The 20,563-nt window shown below is 63.4% G+C and carries 17 protein-coding genes and 1 pseudogene; 13 read left to right on the top strand and 5 right to left on the bottom strand.

Features of this window, described 5'->3' with window-relative positions; genetic code table 11:
* The first annotated feature begins 181 nt into the window (after positions 1-181).
* The 8 genes from J7E82_RS17515 (at position 182) to J7E82_RS17480 (ending at position 11,464) form a co-directional block, all read left to right on the top strand.
* Positions 182-1,915, top strand: coding sequence for an ABC transporter ATP-binding protein (locus tag J7E82_RS17515; RefSeq protein ID WP_214864906.1), 1,734 nt, complete (start codon positions 182-184; stop codon positions 1,913-1,915).
* On the top strand, positions 1,912-3,999 hold the full coding sequence (locus tag J7E82_RS17510; protein WP_285289756.1) for an ABC transporter ATP-binding protein: 2,088 nt from the start codon (positions 1,912-1,914) through the stop codon (positions 3,997-3,999). Before J7E82_RS17515 ends, J7E82_RS17510 begins: the two co-directional genes overlap by 4 nt.
* 98 nt (positions 4,000-4,097) lie before the next feature.
* On the top strand, positions 4,098-4,514 hold the full coding sequence (locus J7E82_RS17505; protein WP_214864944.1) for a thioesterase family protein: 417 nt from the start codon (positions 4,098-4,100) through the stop codon (positions 4,512-4,514).
* 22 nt (positions 4,515-4,536) lie between these two features.
* Positions 4,537-5,289, top strand: coding sequence for a copper homeostasis protein CutC (locus tag J7E82_RS17500; RefSeq protein WP_214864904.1), 753 nt, complete (start codon positions 4,537-4,539; stop codon positions 5,287-5,289).
* 15 nt (positions 5,290-5,304) lie between these two features.
* Positions 5,305-7,365 (top strand): DUF5107 domain-containing protein, encoded by a 2,061-nt coding sequence (locus tag J7E82_RS17495; RefSeq protein ID WP_251042068.1) that lies wholly within the window; start codon positions 5,305-5,307, stop codon positions 7,363-7,365.
* 102 nt (positions 7,366-7,467) lie between these two features.
* Positions 7,468-9,675, top strand: coding sequence for an McrB family protein (locus J7E82_RS17490; RefSeq protein WP_214864940.1), 2,208 nt, complete (start codon positions 7,468-7,470; stop codon positions 9,673-9,675).
* A 124-nt stretch (positions 9,676-9,799) separates the two neighbouring features.
* Positions 9,800-10,990 carry an McrC family protein gene (locus tag J7E82_RS17485; RefSeq protein WP_214864938.1) on the top strand — a complete coding sequence of 397 codons (1,191 nt, stop codon included), beginning with the start codon at positions 9,800-9,802 and terminating at the stop codon, positions 10,988-10,990.
* 165 nt (positions 10,991-11,155) lie between these two features.
* Complete coding sequence (locus J7E82_RS17480) at positions 11,156-11,464, top strand: hypothetical protein (protein WP_251042067.1); 309 nt, start codon at positions 11,156-11,158, stop codon at positions 11,462-11,464.
* On the opposite strand, the pseudogene J7E82_RS17475 reads toward J7E82_RS17480, so the two are convergent.
* Together J7E82_RS17475 and J7E82_RS17470 are read right to left on the bottom strand one after the other, a co-directional pair.
* A pseudogene (locus tag J7E82_RS17475) lies at positions 11,432-11,852 on the bottom strand (very short patch repair endonuclease); the annotation flags it as partial. The gene J7E82_RS17480 and the pseudogene J7E82_RS17475 sit on opposite strands and share 33 nt — an antisense overlap.
* 72 nt (positions 11,853-11,924) lie before the next feature.
* Positions 11,925-13,610 (bottom strand): cell wall metabolism sensor histidine kinase WalK, encoded by a 1,686-nt coding sequence (locus tag J7E82_RS17470; RefSeq protein ID WP_214864902.1) that lies wholly within the window; start codon positions 13,608-13,610, stop codon positions 11,925-11,927.
* Positions 13,611-13,710: 100 nt separating this feature from the next.
* Between J7E82_RS17470 and J7E82_RS17465 the strand changes: the two genes are divergently transcribed.
* The 5 genes from J7E82_RS17465 to J7E82_RS17445 all read left to right on the top strand — a co-directional run bounded on the left by J7E82_RS17465 (position 13,711) and on the right by J7E82_RS17445 (position 17,510).
* A complete protein-coding gene (locus J7E82_RS17465; RefSeq protein WP_214864900.1) occupies positions 13,711-14,484 on the top strand; it encodes a response regulator transcription factor in 774 nt (257 codons plus the stop codon).
* A 584-nt stretch (positions 14,485-15,068) separates the two neighbouring features.
* Positions 15,069-15,599: an alternate-type signal peptide domain-containing protein gene (locus tag J7E82_RS17460; RefSeq protein WP_214864898.1), complete on the top strand. Its 531-nt coding sequence runs from the start codon at positions 15,069-15,071 to the stop codon at positions 15,597-15,599.
* A 150-nt stretch (positions 15,600-15,749) separates the two neighbouring features.
* On the top strand, positions 15,750-16,385 hold the full coding sequence (locus J7E82_RS17455; protein ID WP_251042066.1) for a SipW-dependent-type signal peptide-containing protein: 636 nt from the start codon (positions 15,750-15,752) through the stop codon (positions 16,383-16,385).
* A complete protein-coding gene (locus J7E82_RS17450; RefSeq protein ID WP_308113932.1) occupies positions 16,372-17,046 on the top strand; it encodes a signal peptidase I in 675 nt (224 codons plus the stop codon). Before J7E82_RS17455 ends, J7E82_RS17450 begins: the two co-directional genes overlap by 14 nt.
* A complete protein-coding gene (locus tag J7E82_RS17445; protein WP_214864896.1) occupies positions 17,043-17,510 on the top strand; it encodes a hypothetical protein in 468 nt (155 codons plus the stop codon). The genes J7E82_RS17450 and J7E82_RS17445 overlap by 4 nt, the downstream gene beginning before the upstream one ends.
* Positions 17,511-17,532: 22 nt before the next feature.
* On the opposite strand, the gene J7E82_RS17440 is transcribed toward J7E82_RS17445, so the two are convergent.
* The 3 genes from J7E82_RS17440 to J7E82_RS17430 are packed head-to-tail and all read right to left on the bottom strand — an operon-like array spanning position 17,533 to position 20,560.
* Entirely contained in the window at positions 17,533-18,717 is a 1,185-nt protein-coding gene (locus J7E82_RS17440) for a cytochrome P450 (protein WP_308113931.1), read from the bottom strand.
* Positions 18,714-19,412 (bottom strand): dethiobiotin synthase, encoded by a 699-nt coding sequence (bioD, locus tag J7E82_RS17435; protein ID WP_214864894.1) that lies wholly within the window; start codon positions 19,410-19,412, stop codon positions 18,714-18,716. The genes J7E82_RS17440 and bioD overlap by 4 nt, the downstream gene beginning before the upstream one ends.
* The gene (locus tag J7E82_RS17430) at positions 19,409-20,560 is read right to left on the bottom strand and encodes an 8-amino-7-oxononanoate synthase (RefSeq protein ID WP_214864929.1); all 1,152 of its coding nucleotides are present in this window, start codon (positions 20,558-20,560) and stop codon (positions 19,409-19,411) included. The genes bioD and J7E82_RS17430 overlap by 4 nt, the downstream gene beginning before the upstream one ends.
* Between the last annotated feature and the right edge of the window lie 3 nt (positions 20,561-20,563).

Genomic DNA, 20,563 nt, shown 5'->3' with positions numbered 1-20,563 from the left:
GCAGGCGGGAGGGAGTTCCTCCTCCCTAAGGATGATCTTCGCGGTCTCCACCGCAGAATGTTTCGCCGGGGCAACAGATTTCGTACAGTTGGGTGTCTAATCTTGTCAGCCCCGGCTGGTAGAACTCTTCCTAGTTACTTTCCCGCACCACTTCGCGCTCTCTTCCAAAGGATCCGTGGGCATGCTTGTCACCCTTATACGGCGCTATTCCAAACCATATCTGCCGCATATTCTGGCCGTACTCCTCTTCCAATTGGCGTCCACCATCGCCACGCTCTACCTGCCCAGCCTCAACGCAAAAATCATTGACGAAGGCGTATCCCACGGCGATACCGACTACATCTGGCGGACCGGTGCCCTCATGCTGGTCGTCGCAATCGGGCAGATTGCCACCGCCATCGCAGCCGTCTACTTCGGCGCCCGCACAGCCATGGCCATGGGCCGGGACCTTCGCCGCGACGTTTTCCGCAAGGTCAGCAGCTTCTCCGCCAAGGACGTCAACAGCTTCGGGGCTCCGACGCTGATAACGCGAGGCACCAACGACGTCCAACAGGTCCAGATGCTCATGCTCATGGGCCTGAACTTCATGGTGTCCACACCCATCATGTGCTTCGGTGGCATCGTCATGGCGCTTCAGGAGGACCTCAGCCTCTCGTGGCTTGTGTGGGTCTCCGTGCCGGTCCTGGTGGCGGTGGTCGGTTACCTCGTGGTCAGGCTCATGCCGCTCTTCCGCTCCATGCAGAAGAAGATCGACGCCATTAACGGGGTCCTGCGCGAGCAGATCATCGGCATCCGCGTGGTGCGCGCCTTTGTCCGTGAACCATACGAGGCCAGCCGCTTCGGGGACGCCAACCGCGACCTCACACAGGTGTCGGTGAAGATCGGCAACCTCTTCGTCCTCATGTTCCCGGCCATCGGCATGATCCTGCACCTGTCCACGGCCGCCGTGCTGTGGTTCGGCGGGCAGCGGGTGGACAGCGGTGAGATGCAGGTAGGCGCCCTGACGGCCTTCCTGCAATACCTGCTGCAGATCCTCATTGCCGTCATGATGGGAACGTTCATGGCTATGATGATTCCCCGCGCCTCGGTCTGCGCGGACCGCATCGGCGAGGTCCTCGACGTCGAACCTTCCATCCACGATCCTGAATCCCCGGTGAAGCCGGCGGAACGGAAAGGCCGCGTGGAGTTCCGCGACGTCACCTTCAAGTACCCGGGTGCCGAGGCACCAGTGCTGAGCAACGTTTCCTTCACCGCCGAACCCGGGCAGACGCTGGCCATCATTGGCTCCACGGGCGCGGGCAAGACCACGCTGGTGTCCCTGCTTCCGCGCCTTTATGACGTCGCCTCTGGCGAAGTGCTGCTCGACGGCGTCCCGGTCACCCAGTTGGATCGGGACGAGATTTCCAGCAGGGTGGCCACCGTCCCGCAAAAGCCCTACCTGTTCTCCGGCACCATCGAGCACAATCTCCGATTCGGCAAGACGGACGCCACGGAGGAGGAGCTCTGGGACGCCCTGGAAACGGCGCAGGCCAAGGACTTCGTGCAGGAAAAGGCATCCGGCCTGAATCGCCGGGTCGCGCAGGGCGGAACCAACGTCTCGGGTGGGCAGCGCCAGCGGCTCTGCATTGCGCGCGCACTGGTGACGCGGCCCAAGGTCTACCTGTTCGATGACTCCTTCTCGGCCCTGGACGTAGCCACCGATGCGCGGCTCCGCAAGGCCCTGAAAGACAAGACCCGCGACGCCACGGTGATCATCGTGGCACAGCGCGTTTCCACAATCGCGGATGCGGACCAGATCCTGGTCCTGGACAACGGCAGGATCGTGGATCGCGGCACCCATGATGAGCTGCTGGAAACCTCGCCCACCTACCAGGAGATCGTCGAGTCCCAGTTGAGCGTGGAGGAAGTGGCATGAGCGGGCAGAACAAGGCAGCGAAGAACCAGGCCGGGAAGAGCAAGAACGACGCTCAGGCAGTCCTTACTGAAGACGAGGCGGCTCTTGATGCCGACGCCGTCTTTGACGACGACGATTTCGTCGAGGAAGAGTACAAGCCCACCGAGGCCGATGGAGGCATGTTCGGCGACATGCCCGCAAAGAAGGCCAAAGCCTTCTTTCCCTCGGCCAAGCGACTCATGGGGCTCCTGAAACCCGAATCCGCCGGGGTGTTCCTGGTGATCGGACTTGTAGTGGTTTCAGTGGTCCTCAATGTCATCGCGCCTAAGATCCTCGGCGGAGCCATGGATGTGATCTTCGGCGGCGTCATGGGCAAGCAACTGCCTCCCGGCGTCTCCAAGGAGCAGTTCGCGGAGGGGCTGAGGCAGCAGGGCCAGGACAATTTCGCGGACATGGTCTCCAAGATGGAGCTCACCAACGGGATCAACTTCCCCAGGCTGACGTTCCTGATCTCGATCGTGCTCCTGATGTACTTCGTCGCCAACATCTTCCTGTGGGCCCAGGGCTACATCCTGAACCGGATCGTCATGAAGGTCATCAACAGGCTCCGCAACGACGTCCAGGCAAAGCTGAACAGGCTGCCGCTGAACTACTTCGACACCCGCCAGCGCGGCGACATCCTGTCACGGGTAACGAACGACGTCGACAACGTCCAGCAGGGCCTGCAGCAGGCGTTCGCGCAGCTGGTCAGCTCGGTACTGACGGTCCTGGGCATCATTGTGATGATGTTCATCGTTTCCTGGGAACTCGCGCTGATTGCCCTGATCGCCCTCCCGCTCTCCGGCATCCTGGCAGGCGTCATCGGCGCGCGCAGCCAGAAGCTCTTCGCAGCCCAATGGAAGAACACTGGTGCGCTCAACGGCCAGATCGAGGAGTCCTTCTCGGGCCATGACCTCGTCAAGGTCTTTGGCCGGGACGCCGACATGCTGATTCGCTTCGACGAACGCAACGAGGCCCTCTACAAGGCTTCCTTCGGTGCACAGTTCGTTTCCGGAGTGATCTTCCCGGCCATGAACTTCGTGTCCTACCTCAGTTACGTGGGCATCGCCGTCGTCGGTGGCCTCCGCGTGGCCTCCGGCTCGATGAGCCTGGGAGACGCCACCGCGTTCATCCAGTACTCGCGCGAATTCACCCAGCCGCTCGGCCAGATCGCCGGCATGGCCAACATGCTGCAGTCCGGAGTTGCCTCCGCTGAGCGCGTCTTCGAGTTCCTCGATGCCGACGAGGAAGTCAAGGAGACCGCCTCCAGCCATCTCCCGGCCAAGACTGACGGGCACGTGGAATTCGAGAAGGTGTACTTCAGCTACGTCCAGGACAAGCCCCTCATCGAGGATCTGTCCTTCAGCGCCGAACCGGGCCACACCGTTGCCATTGTCGGACCCACCGGTGCAGGCAAGACCACCCTGGTGAACCTCGTCATGCGCTTCTACGAGCTCAACTCCGGACGCATCACCCTGGACGGAGTGGACATCAAGGACCTCAGCCGCTCAGAGCTGCGGTCCAAGGTGGGCATGGTCCTTCAGGACGCCTGGCTGTTCGGCGGGACCATCTACGACAACATCAGGTACGGGAACCTGGATGCCACCGAGGAACAAATCATTGAGGCCGCCAAGGCAACCTATGTCGACCGCTTCGTCCGGGCCCTGCCGGATGGCTACCAGACCATCATCGACGAGGAAGGAAACAACGTCAGCGCCGGTGAAAAGCAGCTCATCACCATTGCCCGCGCCTTCGTATCGGATCCGTCCCTCCTCATCCTCGACGAGGCCACGAGCTCCGTGGACACCCGCACCGAGCTTCTCCTGCAGAAGGCCATGGCCGCGCTGCGGACGGATCGCACCAGCTTCGTGATCGCCCACCGCCTTTCCACCATCCGCGACGCCGATACCATCCTCGTGATGGAAAATGGCAGGATCGTGGAGCAAGGCAACCACAGCGAGCTGCTGGGTATCGAAGGCGCCTACTATCGCCTTTACAGGTCCCAGTTCGCCGGTGAAGATGCCGAAGAGGCCACGGTGGACGACTCGACGGTGGTGCACAGCTGAACAATCAAATGGAGCTCAACAATCAAACAGAGCTGAACAATCAGACACAGGGCAGCAACCAGTCACTGGCTCCCCGACGCATCGAAGTGCTCGTGCCCATGCGCTGGGGAGACATGGACGCCTACGGGCACATCAACAACGTGCAGATTGTTCGCATGCTTGAAGAGGCGCGCATCGCAGCTTTCGGCCCTCCCGGCGGTGCAGGGCTGCCGGGCCAGGAGCCCCCGGTGTCGCTTTTCAACGACGTCGCGCCCGGCACCATGGCGCTCGTTGTGGAACACAAGATCCGCTACGTCCGGACCCTGGATTACCGCAACATCCCGGCCATCGTGGAGATCTGGGTTGGCGCGGTAAAGGGAGCAAGTTTCGACCTTCACTACCTCATTAAGGACCCCGTGACCCGTGAGGACTGCGTCAAGGCCACCACCCACCTGGCCTTCGTGGACGAGGGCACGGGACGCGTCCTGAGACTGACTCCCGAGCAGCGGCAGCGGCTGGAGCCTTACACGGCCTGACAGCCACGACTAGAGTTGCCCCATGGACCTGGAAATCGCCGTCGTGGGCGCCCAAGGTGCTGGCGTCGCGGCTGATGAAGGGGCGGACCGCATCGAGCTATGCAATGCGCTGGAGTTGGGCGGCATCACCCCAAGCCAGGGACTCCTGGAAGCTGCCCTCGAAACAGTTGCCGGGCGGTTGGGAATCCACCCTTTGATCCGCTGCAGGCCTGGCGACTTTCTCTACTCCCCAACAGAATTGGACACCATGGCGCGGGAGATCCGCTACGTCCTTGGCAAAGGCGCCCGTGGCGTTGTCTTCGGGGCGCTCACCGGCGACGGCCGCATCGATATGGCGTCGACGCGGCAGCTTGCCGAGGCGGCCAGGGGAGCAGACGCCACGGTTGAACTCACGTTCCACCGGGCCATCGACCAGACCGCCGATCCTGTGGCCGCCGTCGAACGCCTCCTGGAACTCGGCTTCACGCGGGTGCTGAGCTCCGGAGGAGCCGCGACGGCGGGTGCTGGCCTGGCTACCCTGCAGCGGATGCATAAGCTGGCCTCCGGCGAGCTGCAGATTATGGCCGGTGGCGGCGTGACGCTCGACGACATCCCGGCCATGCGTGATTGCGGACTGGACGCGGTCCACTTGTCGGCGAAGAAGACAGTCTCCACCCTGTCCACTGGAGCGATCTCGCTTGGCACCTCCGACGACTCCGACCCCACCGCCTACATCGTCACCGACCGGAGGCTCGTGAGGGCCGCCCGGGCTGCAGCAGGACCATCCATCAACTGATTCGCGGAGGTCACCATGACCGACAGCTCAAGGATTGACACCACAGGGACCGACAGCACAAGCACACTGACCGTCACCACCGTGACCCTGGACATGGCTGACCTTGGCCCCGAAAGCCCCCTGCCGGTGGTCTCCGAGGAACTGGACCAGCCCTACAAGATCGGCGACGGCGTGCCGGAGGAACTTCGCGCGGCAGCCGATTACGGGCGGGTGCCCAACATATTTCCCTACCGGATGCAGGACGGCTACAGCAGGGAGCGGACGCCGCACGAGCTGACCGCCGTCGTCCTTGAAAACAGCAGCCTTCGGGCAGTGGTCCTGCCGGGGCTGGGCGGCAGGGTGTGGGAACTGGAAGACAAGCGGACCCACAAGCAGCTCCTGCACACCCACGGCACAGTGCAGTTCGCCAACATCGCCCTGCGGAAGGCCTGGTTCGCAGGTGGTCTTGAATGGAACATTGGCACCCGGGGGCATTCACCCACTACTTGCAGCCCACTCCACAGCGCCATCGTCCGAACGCCGGATGGCCGGCAGATCCTGCGCATGTGGGAGTTCGAACGGCTCAGGGAGGTCGTGTTCCAAGTGGACGTATGGCTCCCTGCCGGTTCGGACGTTCTCTTCGCGGCCGTACGGATCCGCAACCCCAACCCCGATGACGTGCCGATGTACTGGTGGAGCAATGCTGCCGTTCCGGAGAGGGAGGGCACGCGTGTGATTGCGCCTGCACTCGAGGCTTACGGCAGCGACTATTCCAACGACATCGCCAGGATCCGGCCTACAGAGCTCGACGGCGTGGACGCCACCTGGCTGGTCAATAACTCCCATGCCGCGGACTACTTCTTTGACATCGCCCCCGGCCAGCGGCATTGGATCGTGGCCGCGGATCACGACGGCGACGGTCTGGCCATGCTTTCCACGGACCGGCTGCGCGGGAAGAAGCTGTTCGTCTGGGGGCAGGGGCAAGGCGGGCAGCGCTGGCAGGAGTGGCTCAGCCCGGGCGCGGGGCCCTATGCGGAAATCCAGGCAGGGCTGGCCCAAACGCAGTTCGAGCATGTTCCCATGCCTGCAGGCGCCGACTGGAGCTGGGTGGAAGCCTACGGTAATGCCCAATTGGACCCGAACGCATCGCACTCGCCGGATTGGGACAAGGCAGTAGCGCATGCCAGCGCCCGGTTGCACGAACTGCTGCCTGAGGAAGCGCTGGAGGAGGCGCTCGCGGCCCACATGCAGGACACGGAGCTGCCCCCAAACGAACCGGTCCTGGAGGGCAGCGGCTGGGGCAGCCTGGAGGCCGTGCGACGCCATCATTCCCGTAGCGACTGGATTGACGAAACCGGGACGCCGTTTCCCGACGCCTTGGAGAATCCCGAAGTCCTGGAGAATCCGGGCGAGGAAGTGCCGTGGCTGCGGCTGCTTGGGGGCGAAGGCTTCGACGGTGCGGACAGCTTTGTGGCAGGCAGCGATTGGGAGGAGTTGCTGGCCGCAGACGGCGGCCCGGAGGCGCTGTTCCATCTAGCCACCATGCAGCATGCCCGCCAGGACTTTGATGCCGCCATTGTCGGGTACCGGGAGGTGCTGGACCCTGAGGGGCTCGCGGGCTCTTCGGTGCGTACCCAGGCGCTGGCCCATCGGGGGCTGGCGCTCGCCCTGCTCGCGGTCGCCGAGAAGCCAGCCGAGAAGCTCGCGCAGAACCCAAATCAGAAGCCAAACACCCGAGGGGAAACCGCCGCAGCCACGAACGCCCTGCAGGAGCTTGAAGCGGCCTGCCGGCTTGAGCCGGAAAGCCTTCCCCTCCTGGCCGAGGCCATGACGGTATGCATCCGCTGGAACGATCCTCACAGCGCCCTTGAGCTCGCTTCCAAAGCTCCGGAAGGTATCACGCAGGCCGGGCGTATCCGGTTCCTGTCGGCGCTGGCCCTGGCGGACACCGGACAGGCCGAAGCAGCAGCGGAAATCCTTCGCGAAGGAGTGGAAATTCCGGACCTCCGGGAAGGGGAGGACTCCATCGCGGAGCTCTGGCAGCGGGTATGTCCGGACGAGCCCGTGCCGGCCCGGTACCGGTTCAGCATGTGGTAGCCGGAGCGACACGATGCGGCAGTGGCAGCAACACGCGGTTGGGTGTGCGCTCTCAGATAAAGCAGGTAAGTTTGATTGGTGATTCCCTCCGTGAAACCCGCCATGATCCGCGCCCTTGGCATCTCCAAGGAGATCGAGGACGCCGCCTGGTTTGTCCTCGCCCCCGCGCTGCAGGGCAAGGCTTCGGCATTGGACGGACGCACTTCCACATGGACTGCCGACGCCGCGCGTGAATTCCTGGAACGGCTGGAGCGCGGTGTCGAGGACGCCAAGGCGCCCATGATGACCAACCTCCGGCAGAACCTGGAGGGCGCCTCCCGGGAAGCCAAGCTGCTCGCCGTCGAACTGCTGTTCCTGCAGTCCCTGCCGCTGGCCCACGAGGTCAAGTCGCTCAAGGTCAAGCGGGCTCGCGTGGCGGAGGCCGCTTCGTGGCTCGAACCGCCCCTGGAGCTTCCGGAGGAGCTCTACGAGGGCATGACGGATCACGGCATCATCAGGGACAGGACGGCCGAATTCAACTGGACCATCTGGGACCACCTCAAATGGCTCTGCCGTTTTGTCATCCACGTAGACGAGCAGCCGACGTCGGCCATCAACGATGCCCTCAGGGACCCGCTCGCGTTCCACGAACTGGCCGCCGGGACCCCGGAGGACCAGCCCGCCATTCGCCGGAGCATCGAATACCTCGCGTGGCCGAACTACTTCGAGCCCGTTGTGGCAGACGTGGAGCGGCGGGAAATCCGGGATGCGTTCGCGTCCCTGGTGGGCGGCGCCAATGGGGACTCGGAAGAGGAAGTCACCGCGGACATCCACCGGATCCGACTGCACCTGGATGAACAGGCCGGACAGCGGATCGACTGGTACTCCAGGCAGCTGGTCAGCCAATGGCGGAAAGTGGGAGACCCCGGCCGCCGCGCCTGGCTCCTGCGCACCCACCACGACAACACCGACCTGCTCGGCGCCTGGCAGGGCCAGGAGAAGGTGACGCTCGACGTCGAACATCTCCGCTCGCTCGACGCCGGCGTCACTGCCGGTGTGGTCCAGCACGCCGTGGATGAGGACTACAAGCACCTCGGCTATGTGGAGCGCGAAGACAACAAGACGGCTGTTTTTGCCTTCCTCTCGGTCATGAAACCGGGGGACCTTGTCCTGTTCCAGCACTCGGGCAGGGTGCGGGTCGGGGTGGTGCTGGGCGAACCCGAGCACAATGAAGACAACCGCCGGATGCGCCGCAAGGTCCGCTGGATCGACGAGAACCATGCCATCACTGACCTTCCCCGCCACGTCCAGCGGCAACTGTCCACTCCCGGCATCATCGTTGACGTGACCCGGGTGATCCAGGCCCTGCAGTCGCTGCTCCCGGCCGAAGCCGAAACCGACGGCGAGGAAGAGGCCGAGCCGACTGCCGTCGTCGAAGCCGTCCAGGAAGGCTTCCGCCCCCTGACTGAGGAATTCGCGGCGTCACTTCACATGGAGCTTGAGCCGCTGAAGGAGATCGCGGAGCTGCTGGAAGACAACCGGCAACTGGTCCTGTACGGGCCTCCCGGCACGGGGAAGACGTACCTCGCCAAGCATCTGGCCGCGGAGCTTGCCGGCGACAGCACGGATGAGCGGGTCAAGCTGGTGCAGTTCCACCCGTCCTACGCCTATGAGGACTTCTTTGAGGGCTACCGGCCGGACAAGACTGACGACGGACAGGTCTCCTTCAAACTGGTCGCGGGTCCGCTGCGGCGCCTGGCCGAGGAAGCCGCCAAACCGGAGAACGTGGCCAAGCCGTACTTCCTCATCATCGACGAGATGAACCGCGCCAACCTGGCCAAGGTGTTCGGCGAGCTGTACTTCCTGCTCGAGTACCGGGACGACCGGATCTACCTGCAGTACAGCCCGAATGAGCCGTTCAGCCTTCCGGACAACCTCTACATCATCGGCACCATGAACACGGCGGACCGCTCCATTGCCATGATGGACGCCGCCATCCGGCGCCGCTTCGCGTTCATAGAACTGCACCCGAAGACCGAACCCGTCCGCGGCTCGCTGCGCCGGTTCCTGGAAGCCCGCGGCCTGGACACGCTGAACGCCGACCTCCTGGATGCCCTCAACGACGCCATTGATGACTGGGACCGGGACCTGATGATCGGGCCGTCGTACTTCATGAAGAGCGCCGCCCAGACTCCAGCGGGGCTCCGCCGGATCTGGAAATACGAGCTCATGCCGCTGCTCGAAGAGCACTACCACGGGCAGCTGAACCGCGCCCAACTGGAAGAGCGCTTCGGCCTGGACCAACTGCTTGGGCGACTTGCCGCGCGTTGAGCAGGGGCGGCGCGGGATTGGCGGGCGCCCCGGCAGCGGTAAGCCTGGCGGTGTACCCGGCACCGGGCGCCCCATCAGCGGCGAGCCCCGTGCCGGCCAGCCTGGCGCCGGGGCCCACATCGTCCTGGATGAGCTGTCCGGGGGAGTAGTGGACAGGCTCGACGCCGACAGCGCCGCGTCAATCAACGCCAGCGGCCTGGCCAAGGCCTCGCCCATGGGCATGGGCCTCTACCGCATCGAACCCGTCGGAATGGTGGGCTCGATTCGAACGCCTACCGTCCAGCTTGAGATTCAGCCCAAGGGCCGCCTGGGGCTGAGCCGGCTCCTGTTCCTGCTCAGCTATGCCGGCGACCAGGGCTTCCGCGACGAAACCGTGGCCGCCGTCGAGCACCAGGACCTGTGGAGCGCCCTGGCGGATTCCCTGGCCCGCCTCGCCGAACGGGCGCTCAACCGTGGAGTCCTGCAGGGCTACCTCACGGTGGACGAGTCCCTGCGAACCGTCAAGGGCAGGATCCGTATCTCGGACCAGATCTCCCGCCGCCCGGGAATGCTAGTGCCGCTGGAAGTCTCCTACGACGAATTCACCGAGGACATCGCCGAGAACCGGATCCTTCGCGCAGCGCTGGAGCGAATGGCCCAGGTTCCCCGGGTCCGCCCCGACGTGCTGAGCCGCCTGCGGCAGCTGAAGGGAAAGCTCGATGCCGTCACTCGCCTGCACTCTGGGGCGTCACTGCCGCCGTGGCGGGCCAATCGGATGAACCTGCGCTACCACGCGGTCCTTCGCCTGGCCGAGGTGATCCTGCGGAACAGTTCCGCGGAGGCGGGCGACGGCGCACAGCGGACGGCGTCGTTCGTTGTGGACATGTCCCGGGTGTTCGAAGAATTCGTCGGGGTTGCCCTGAGGGAAGCCATGGCCGCCTATCCAGGGGAGATGCGCCTGCAGTATGGCGCCCTGCTCAATGAGGCAGTCCGCGACTCCGACAGGCTCACAATCCGCCCCGACGCAGTGCATTTCCTCGGCGGCCGCCCCGTGGTGGCTTACGACACGAAGTACAACGCGGCCACGGATGCCGGAGCGTCGCTCAACGCCGACCATTACGCGATGTTGGCCTCTTGCACGGCCCTCCAAGTTCCCACGGCCTGGCTCGTCTATGCCGGGTCCGGCGAGATGAAGCTGCGGCGCGTACTCAATACCGACATCGATATCGTCGAGTACCCCTTGGACCTGTCCCGGCCGCCCGCGGAGATCCTTGCAGCCGTCGCGGACCTTGCCGAGCAGTCGTGGGGCGAAGTGGTTCGCCAGGCGCTGCTGTAGCTCCGGCGTTTCACCTGCCTGCGGTTCACCTGCCTATTTCCGGGTCTCCCGCCGGTTTCCCGTTCCCCTCAGACGCGCTCAGGGCTAGCCTGAAATGGCAACCTTGCGGGCCGAAAAGGGCAATCGTGCCCGGCCGAAAAGGCAACCTTGAGTGATGGAGGCATCATGCGCGGGAGACGGAAAAACTGGCGGGATATGACCCGGGGGCAACGCATCGGAGTGGCCCTGACAGGGGCAGTGCAAATGGCGCTGCTGGCCGCGGCACAGCGAAGCATCTCCAGGACGCCTGACGCAATGATCCGCGGAAAGAAGGCGATGTGGCGGGCGGCCAGCTTCATCAACTTCTTCGGACCCCTGAGCTATTTCATTTTCGGCCGCCGTCGTGAAGCAGCTCTTCGCGGGTCGATCTTCATGGCGTTGGCCGCCGAGGTTCTGCTCGCCGAGGAACTGCGTGAGTCGGTCCTCGAGGGCTGACTGGTCACGCAACTGGCATTCCCACACCGTTAGGACGCCCCAGCCGTCGCGTTCGAGCCGCTCGCGCTGCAGGGCGTCCCGGGCTTTCGTGCGGTTCCGTTTGGCTTCCCAAAAATCCGCATTGGCTGTGGGCGCATACGCCGTCCCTGCAATCGTGGAAATGCCAGAAGCAACCGTTGACAAAGATGACCTTGCGCCTGCCGGCAAACACGAGGTCCGGCTGGCCGGGGAGTTTTCGACCACCTGCTGCGCCATGGAGCCTGTAGCGGTAACCCAGGGCATGGAGGAGTTTCCGAACCATCAGCTCAGGCTTGGTGTTCTTGCCCCTGATTTTGGACATGTTCAGGCTGCGTTGTTCCGGAGTCAGCTTGTCCCTGCTCTCAGCCATGACTCCAGTCTAGGCATCTGGTGATTGGGACCGCCGTCGGGCTGGTGATTGAGCCTGTCGAAATCCGGCTGCCTATGCGGGGACCCGGAACGTGAAAGTCGTCCCCTGTCCTGGAACGCTGATCAGGTCGATCTCCCCGCCATGGGCTTCCACGATGGCCTTGCTGATGGGCAGGCCAAGTCCGACGCCGGGAATCTTCAGGTTGCGGGCCTCGCCGGAGCGGAAGTACTTCGTGAAGACCTCTGCCTGGTCCTTCTCGTCCATGCCGATCCCGGTATCTTTCACCCGGCAGACTATGGCGCCATTTTCGGACTCCAGCGACACCTCGACGTGCCCGCCCTCGGGAGAGTATTTGATGGCGTTCGAGATGAGGTTGTCCAGGACCTGGGAAATCCTGGCCGCATCAACGTGGGCTTCGAGGCGCTGCGGTACGTTGACACGAAACTGTACTCCGGATTCATGGGCGCGGGGCTTCGCTGAGTCAACACTTGACCTGACCAATTCAGCAACGTCCACGGCTTGGGGCTGGACTGTCATGCTCCCGGTGCGCACCGACAGCAGGTCGGACACCAGGCTTAGCAGTCGTTCGGCGTTGCGGCGCACGATCACCATCTGGGAGGCGATCGAGGGCTGGAGCTCATCCGGTTCGCTCAGCATCATCTCCAGATAGCCAAGGATCGAGGTCAAGGGTGTCCGGAACTCATGGGAGACGTTGGAGACAAAATCGTCCTTTGCCGCCAGGGCAGTCACCAGGTCCGTAACGTCGCTAAAGACGATGACGGATCCTGCGAAGTTCCCGTCCGCGTCCCTCATGGCTCGCGCGCTGGTTGTAATGGCACGCTGCTCGGACCCTGAGCCGATCCAAACCAGGTAGTCCGTAAACTCCTGGCCAAGGACAGCGCGCTGGACTGGGCGCTTCTCTGCGGGAACTGGGGTAGTACGGTCAGCCGAGAACACCAGCAGTTCGCCCTCATTCAGCTCGTTATTGCCGCCTGAAGCAAGCTCGTGGTTCTTCCGCTGCTTCCGATTCATCATGACGTCATTGCCGTTGGCATCCACCGCCAGCACGCCCAGATGCACTGTTTCAAGGACGGTGTTCAGCAGCCGCTCCTGGTGTTGGCTGTTTTCGAGCGCTTGCTGTAAGGCAGCGTCCTTCTCTTCCAGGGCCCTTTGTTGTTCCTCAAGGTCGCGTTGCTGGCGGACCATGCTTAAAGTCAGGACACTGACTGAGATACCGATCCCCAGCATCATGACCGGGAGCAGGAAGGACCGGGTCAGTTCCTGGGGCGTGACAGTCCCGCGCAGGAACAACGGGATCCAGATAATGGCCAGCGGGCCCAGGAAGGACATGGCAATGGCTGCCCGGGGATAAAGGCCCGAGGCGCAAAACCAAATCACGGGAAAAACGGCGAGGAGGCTAATTCCTGTAAGACCCTCTTGGTCCCCTTCGCGCCCCAGCCCAATGGAGATCAGATCCAGTACAGGAATACTGAGGAAACTGGGAAAAGGAAGTTTCTCCCAGGGCACTAAATAACAGAGCAGAAGGGCAAGGCCCTGCAGGAGCAGGAACAAGACGAAGAAAGGATTTTCAAGGCTTTCCCTGAAAAACAAGACAACAATGATTGCTGCAATACAGGACGTGACGGTCAGCGGAAATTGGCTGAGGACCACCCTGTCCCGGAGCGTATATTCGTGGAACGCCCGTTTGAAGAAGAGCAACCGCCCGGAAGCGATATTCCATGCGATGGGAGGCTTCATAGCATGGGCGTCCGAGTCGAATTGATGTCAGGTCGCATACGAGCAGAATACCCTTCAGTGGATATACTGCTATCCAGTCTGTCTGCTGGAGGGGGCTGCAATGAATGAACCGCGCGTGGGACTAGTCATTGAGGACGACCACGATATCCGGGAGCTTGTGCGCGTGGTTCTTTCCCAAGCCGGGTTCGATGTTCATGTGGCCACGAGTGGCGCAGCCGGCGTTGAAGCTGCCCGCGAACTGCAGCCGCTGGTGATCACCTTGGACCTTGGACTTCCAGACATTGACGGTTTTGAAGTGGCCAGGCAGGTTCGTGAATTTTCTGAGGCCTACATTGTCATGCTGACGGCCAGGGCCGAGGAACTCGACACTCTTATGGGGCTGGAGTCAGGTGCAGATGACTATCTCACCAAACCCTTCCGTCCGAGGGAACTTCGTGCCCGAATCGCTGCAATGATGCGGCGGCCGCGGTTTACGGCAGAAGCGGCCGCTCGAGGTGCTGCTCCAGAGCCCCCCGTCGAGGAAGGCCAGTTCTTCCGTCACAACGGCCTCGAATTCAACCATCAGACCCGGACAGTCCTCGTGGATGGAAAGGAATTGCACCTGACACCCACGGAGTTCGACCTCCTCCTCTCGCTCCTCGAGGGCGGACGCGTGGTCCGCACCAAGGCCGATTTGGTGAGGCGGCTGCGCAACGAGCCGTACGACGTCGGCAGCTACACCAGCGAGTCCGACGAGCGCGCCATTGAAGTGCATATGGGAAACCTTCGCAAGAAGCTGGGCGACAATGCCCAGAATCCTCGCTGGGTTCAGACAGTACGCGGCGTGGGCTACCGCCTGGCCCCGGCTCAGTCAACAGGTCCCATCAAGTCCTAGCGGCCTCTTCAGGACCAAGCATTTTCGCTGTACGGCGACTGCAATGATCAATCCTGTCCATTATCTGGTCCCGGTCACAGAGCGCCGGCATTTTGAATTCCAGCTCCTCTTCGGAAAAGCCGTTTAGGGTGAATTCAAGTTCTTTGCAAACGGTTCCCAGGCAAATAGCGCCCACCATCCAGCTTGCCGTTTTGAGGCTGAGGACTGTGTCCAGGGCCGCTGTCCGGTCTGCCGCCATCAATGCGTTCCGAAGGCGTGAAGTGCGCAGCGGAAGCTGTGTCAGGTAATGCTCCACAAAGGTGGAGGAATATTCCGCGTCGGCACCCAGCTCATTTCGAAGTCGTTTGAGAACGCGAGCATCGACGATGGGGGGCCGTTCGGGATTGGAATGGCTCACTTCACCGCCCTTCGCCGCTGAGTTAGGCCTCCCCCGTCTCAACGATATTGCTGAATGGGCTGCACTATGGCGGATGCAGGAAAGATTGATCCAATCTTGAGCGCACGTGGCTCACTACCCTGAGAAAGCCACTGCAAGGTTCTTCTTGACCGCAAGAACACGAAGAACCTTATCGAGAGGTAACACCATGAAGAACGCCACCCTGATCAAAGGAGCGGGTGCAATTGCTGTGGGGGCCGGGCTGCTGCTCGGAGGCGGCGGCACACTCGCCTGGTGGAATGCGGCGGACTCCGCCGCTCCCGGCACAATTGTGGCAGGCGATCTGAACGTGGCCAAGGCAGGCGCCGGCGTGTGGACCGACCGTGCCGGAAATACCATCGACGTCGCCAGCTACAAAGTGGTTCCGGGCGACAAGCTGACGTTCACCCAGACCCTCACCGTAACCCTCACAGGCGACAAAATGGCCGCCGAACTCACAGCCACGGGCACGGGAGCCTCTAGCGGCTTCACCGCAGGCAACGTGGCGGTTACTACCCCTGTCCTCACTTCCGGCGGCACTGTCATCACCAACCCGCTGACTACGTCGAAGACCGTCACCGCCACCATCACCTTCGAGTTCAAGTCTTCCGCCACAGGCCGTGCGGACACCACCGCGAGCTATGACCTGGGCAACGTCGCCTTCACGCTCACCCAGATCCAACAGCCGGGCCTGGCCTGACACTCGGCTGGCAAGTTGCCGGGTCCGCTCGCTCATGCCGGCCCGGTGGTTGCCGGTCTGGCTCTTGCCGGGCCGGCAACATCCACTTTTATGAACGGCCATTTGACGCCGACGAACTTTCGGATCACGCGAAGGAGCACGACAACGGACATGGAGGGCACGATGTACTTCCACAGGAGCGTGAAGGCAGCGGGGCTTATTCTTGCCGCTGTTCTGCTCGGCCTCCTGGCCGTCCAGGGAACGTACGCCTTGTGGTCCTCCTCCGCTTCGGCCGCTCCAGGAACCGTTAATGGAGCAGACTTCATTGTGAATTTGCTTGGGTCGCCATCGGGGCAGTCGACCTCGATGACCATGGCTGATGGAAGCGCGGCATCCCTGGCCCTGACCACGTCAGGCAGTCCAGCGTCTGAGCTGACACCGAGTGCACCGATCTACGCCTCAGTTACGGCAAGCAACGACACCGACGCCGGAGGTACCTTCAACATCACACTGGCCGCAGGGGAACCGATTATTCGTAATGAAGTGGGGAGCAATCTCGCGCAGTTCATGAAGGTCAGCGCTGTGACTGCGAACTCTTCCGCAAGCTGCTCCTCAGCCAACAACTATCAGGAGCTGGGAGCCGCCGGTGTCACCACTGCTTCGATAGCCAAGGGGGCGTCGAAAGTAATCTGCTTCAAGGTGCACCTGATTTCCTCGACTCCCTCCACCATGGCCGGCCAATCGGCGAATGTTTTCGTTCCGCTGACTGCTACCCAAGTCTGCGGGGTGCCCAGTGGCTGCCCCTGAGCTCCTGGCGGCACCCGACGCCCAGGCCATGCCGGAGCCCTCGGCACTCTTTGAGGACATCAAACAGCGGACAAGGGACCTGAAGCCCGTAACCAGTCCGCGCCGCGGCGCGGCAGCCGCCGTCGGGAAGTGGATTGGCGTGGTCCTGCTGTCCTTGGCTGTGCTGGCGGTTTCGGTCCTGATCCTGGTCCCGCGGGTCACGGGTTCTCAGACCTTTTCAGTATTGACTAGCTCGATGGCGCCGAAGTTGGGGCCGGGAACCTTCCTGGTGATGGCACCGGCGTCGTTCCCTGACCTGAGGACGGGCGATGTAGTGACCTATCAGTTGGCGTCAGGCCGGCCTGATGTTGTCACGCACCGGATCGTCGGGTTCAGCGCTACCCAGCAGGGGGAGCGAACCCTCATTACCAAGGGCGACAACAACAGCGTGGTGGATCCAGCGCCTGTCCGTGAAGTCCAGGTCCGCGGACGCCTCTTCTATGCCGTTCCGTATGCGGGCTACCTCGCCAATGCTTTGGGCAACAGCGACCGAACGCTCTGGATGACAGTGGGCGCCATAGGACTCATCGGCTACGGACTCGGGAATGTCATCAAGGCAATCCGTCGCGGCTTAACAAGGCGACGTCGGAAACAGCATCCAGCGACGGGAGAGCAGCCATGAACAAACCCGCACGGCTTCCCGGGACAGCGCTGGCGATCGGCGCCTTCTGCCTCACCCTTTTACTCGGGCTCGGCACCGCCTCCGCGTTCGGGCTGTGGCAGCAATCCAGCGACGCCACGATAGCTGTCAAGGCTGGAACCTGGGTGCCCACCGTCTCCATCAGCTGCGCCAACGGTCACAGCCAGGGCAGTGTGGTGCTGACGATCACAACCTCCGAGGCCCCACAGTCGCTGACCATCAACGCCAAAAAGAACGGATCCTCCTACGGACCAGCTGAGACCGATCTTGGAGCGGCCAGCACCACGGTAACCGTTACGCCGCTGACCCCTTACATAGTGACCACAGGGACAGGGAACCGCACGGTCACCATTAGGGTTACGGGCGGTTTCGCCACGCCCACCGCGACTGCGGAATGGCCCAACATTAGGATCTTCAGCGCCGGCTCAAGAATCGCTTGCAGCTGAGCTTCGAGCGCACCTCCAGGGTTTAGCGCACCACCACAGTTCGGGGCGCCTGGAATGACAGCAGCCGCAACCATTCCGGCGTCAGCTCTGCGAGCCGAACGTCGGGCAGGCCTGCCGCTGTCTCCTGGAGGACGACGGCGGCCTCCAGCTCTGCGAGTTTGGCACCAAGGCAACGATGGATGCCGGATCCGAATGCCAGGCTGTAAGCGGTCGATCCACCTGCTGCCGAAAGGCCGTGGTTCCCGGTAAGTTCCAGCAGGATTTCGGCTCCTGCCGGGATCCGCTCGCCGTCGAGCACGGTGTCTGTGGCTGCAACCCGGCGCCAGGTAGGAACGGAGGATTCCGTTGCCAGGATGTGCCGCACTGCGGATCGCGCCGAGGCTGCGTCACCGGCCTCCTTCCACGTGACGGGGGCGAGCCCCTCGAGGGACCTGAACAGGGCAGTACTGATGAGTTGTGTGGTGGTTTCCTGGCCCGCGATCAGCAGGAAATATCCGAGCGAGCAGATCTCCGGGACGGTCAGTCCATGGCGGGCGAGGGCGGCAAAGAGGTTGCCGTTACGGGAAGCGCCGTGACGGGAAGCGCCTTCGGGGGATCCGCCGTCAGGAGTTGCGGAGAACTCCAGTACGAGTTCGCGCAGCCAGCCGTAAAACTCCGCCGCGCTGTGCGCCAGCTCGAGCTGCCGCTCCTTGTCAGGCCATCCCCAGAAGAGTTCCAACGAGTCCAGGCTCCACTGTTTCAACGCAGGAAGATCGCGCTCCGGCAGGCCCAGGAGCTCGAGCATGATTTGCGCGGGCGGATTGGCCGCCACCGCCTGCACGAGGTCGACGGTTCCGCCCGACTCAAGCCCTTCCCGGGCCTGTTCGACGGCGGCCCGGGCCAGTTCGCGGATACGAGGTTCGATGCCGGCCACCGTTGCCGGGGTAAAGAATCCGGCGACAACCTTTCGGACACCCGCATGGGAATCGGTGCAGTTGCTGGCCAGCACGGGAGGCAGGGCGAACCGCGCCTTCTGCAGCACTCGAAGCGATGCTCCGGTCAGGGGCGTGGCGGCAACCAAGGCGTTGGCCGGTACGAAATCGCCGGGACGGTGCAGGACGTCGCGCACAGCCGCAGGATCGCGCACCACGACATAGTTAGCCGTCTGTTCGGCGCTCAGCCCGACCATAGGGGAGCCGGGTGCGAAGCTCGTGATTGTACTGATCATTCCGGAAGTCCTTTCAGCCAGGAGCCGGCCGTTTCACGGAAAACGTGGGGCTGTAGTCCGGCGGCGTTCTCGGGGAGGGAACCCAGCAGCGGCGGGCCACTGGCTTTCAGCGCTTGGGATTCCAGCACTGCATGATTGCTGGCTTCGGCGGGACCGGGCTCGTCCGGCCAGGAACCCAGCACGAGTCCCAGCACGCTCAAGTCACGCGCCCCCAAGGCCTCAAGTGTCAGGGCAGTATGATTCAGGGTTCCCAGTCCCGCCCGGGCGACCGTCACGAAGGCGGCGTCGCGGCCAAGGAGCGAGGCAAGCGAGGCCAGCGTCCCGCCGTCGGAATTCAGGGCGACCAGGAGACCGCCCGCTCCTTCTACCAGTACGTGATCATGCCCCGCGGCAAGTTCGCGGATTCGCACGGAATGGTTGGCGATCGGCGGGAGGTTTGTCCCTTGCAAGGCGGCCGCAGCCACCGGGGCAAGGGGAGCTTCGAGCACCATCCCCGCCTCGGCGTGGAGCTCGCCGGCCAGGCGCCGCACTTCTTCGACGTCCGAATCTCCGCCAGCCGCGCCGCTCTGGCACGGCTTATAGACCGCAACGGAACGTCCCCTGCCCTGAAGTGTGACGGCAAGGGCCGCCGTCGTCACTGTTTTTCCGACGCCGGTGTCGGTCCCGGTGACGAAAATGACGGGTGGCAAACTCATAAGTGGTCCTCCAGGATGCGGCGCAGCACGTTGCAGCTGTGGTCGATTTCTGCGGTCGTGAGGGTGGCCCGTGCGGTCAGCCGGAGCCTGGACACTCCGTCCGGTACCGACGGCGGCCGGAAGCACCCGACGCGAACGCCCGCCGAGTGTGCCGCCTGGCTCGCTGAAAGGGCGGCTTCGGCAGACGGCAGCGGGACGGATTGCACGGCGCCTGCAGCGGGCTGGAGTCCGAGCGCCGCGGTGAGGGCCACAGCATTGGCCCGCACCGCCGTCGGACGCCATGGTTCGTCACAGATGATTCGCAGCGCGGCCAGGGCGGCTGCTGCCGAAGTGGGTGCGAGGCCGGTGTCGAATATGAAGCTGCGCGACCGGTTGATGAGGTGCTCGCGCAAGAGGCCCGATCCCATCACGGCTCCGCCCTGGGCGCCCAGGGACTTGGACAGGGTTGCCGTGAGCACCACGTTCGGATGGCCCGCCAGGGGGGTGCCTGCCACTGACCCATGCCCCGTATGCGCCCCTGTCCCTGCGACTCCGAGGCTGTGCGCCTCGTCAATCAGGAGCACGGCGTCATGGTGTTCCGCGACGGCCAGCAGGGAGTTGAGCGGGGCCGCGTCGCCCAGCACGCTGTAGACGGATTCGACGGCGATCAGCGCCCGCGGTTCCTGCCTCCCTGTGAGCAGGTGGCTAAGCCGGTCGACGTCGTTGTGCGGGAAGGTTTCCACCCGGGAGCGGCTGAGCCGGAAGCCGTCCACCAGGGAGGCATGGCAGTGCTCGTCCGCCACCAAGAGGGTTCCAGGGCCGCCCAATGCGGTGATGACGCCCAAGTTGGCCAGATATCCGGAGGAATAGACGAGGGCTGATTCCATGCAGGTCAGCCGTGCCAATTCATGTTCGAGTTCGAGGTGAAGTTCCGTAGTTCCGGCCACCAGCCGGGACGACGTTGCCCCCGTGCCCCAGAGTCGGGCGGCATCGGCTGCAGCTTCGGCCAGGCGCGGGTCCGTGGCGAGGCCCAGGTAGTCATTGCTGGCGAGGTCGACGGCGGGGACGGCGGCTGCTGCAGGGCCGACGGCGGCAGATCGCGCGAGTGGCGTCCTAACCAACCCGCGGCGCTCCCGCACGACGGCCTGCTGTTCCAGCCAGCGGATCATGGA

Source organism: Arthrobacter sp. ISL-30, from assembly GCF_018613855.1.
In the GTDB taxonomy this organism is placed as follows: Bacteria; Actinomycetota; Actinomycetes; order Actinomycetales; family Micrococcaceae; genus Arthrobacter.
Note: the sequence above shows the minus strand (reverse complement) of the source record. Positions and strands in the feature narration are given on the sequence as shown.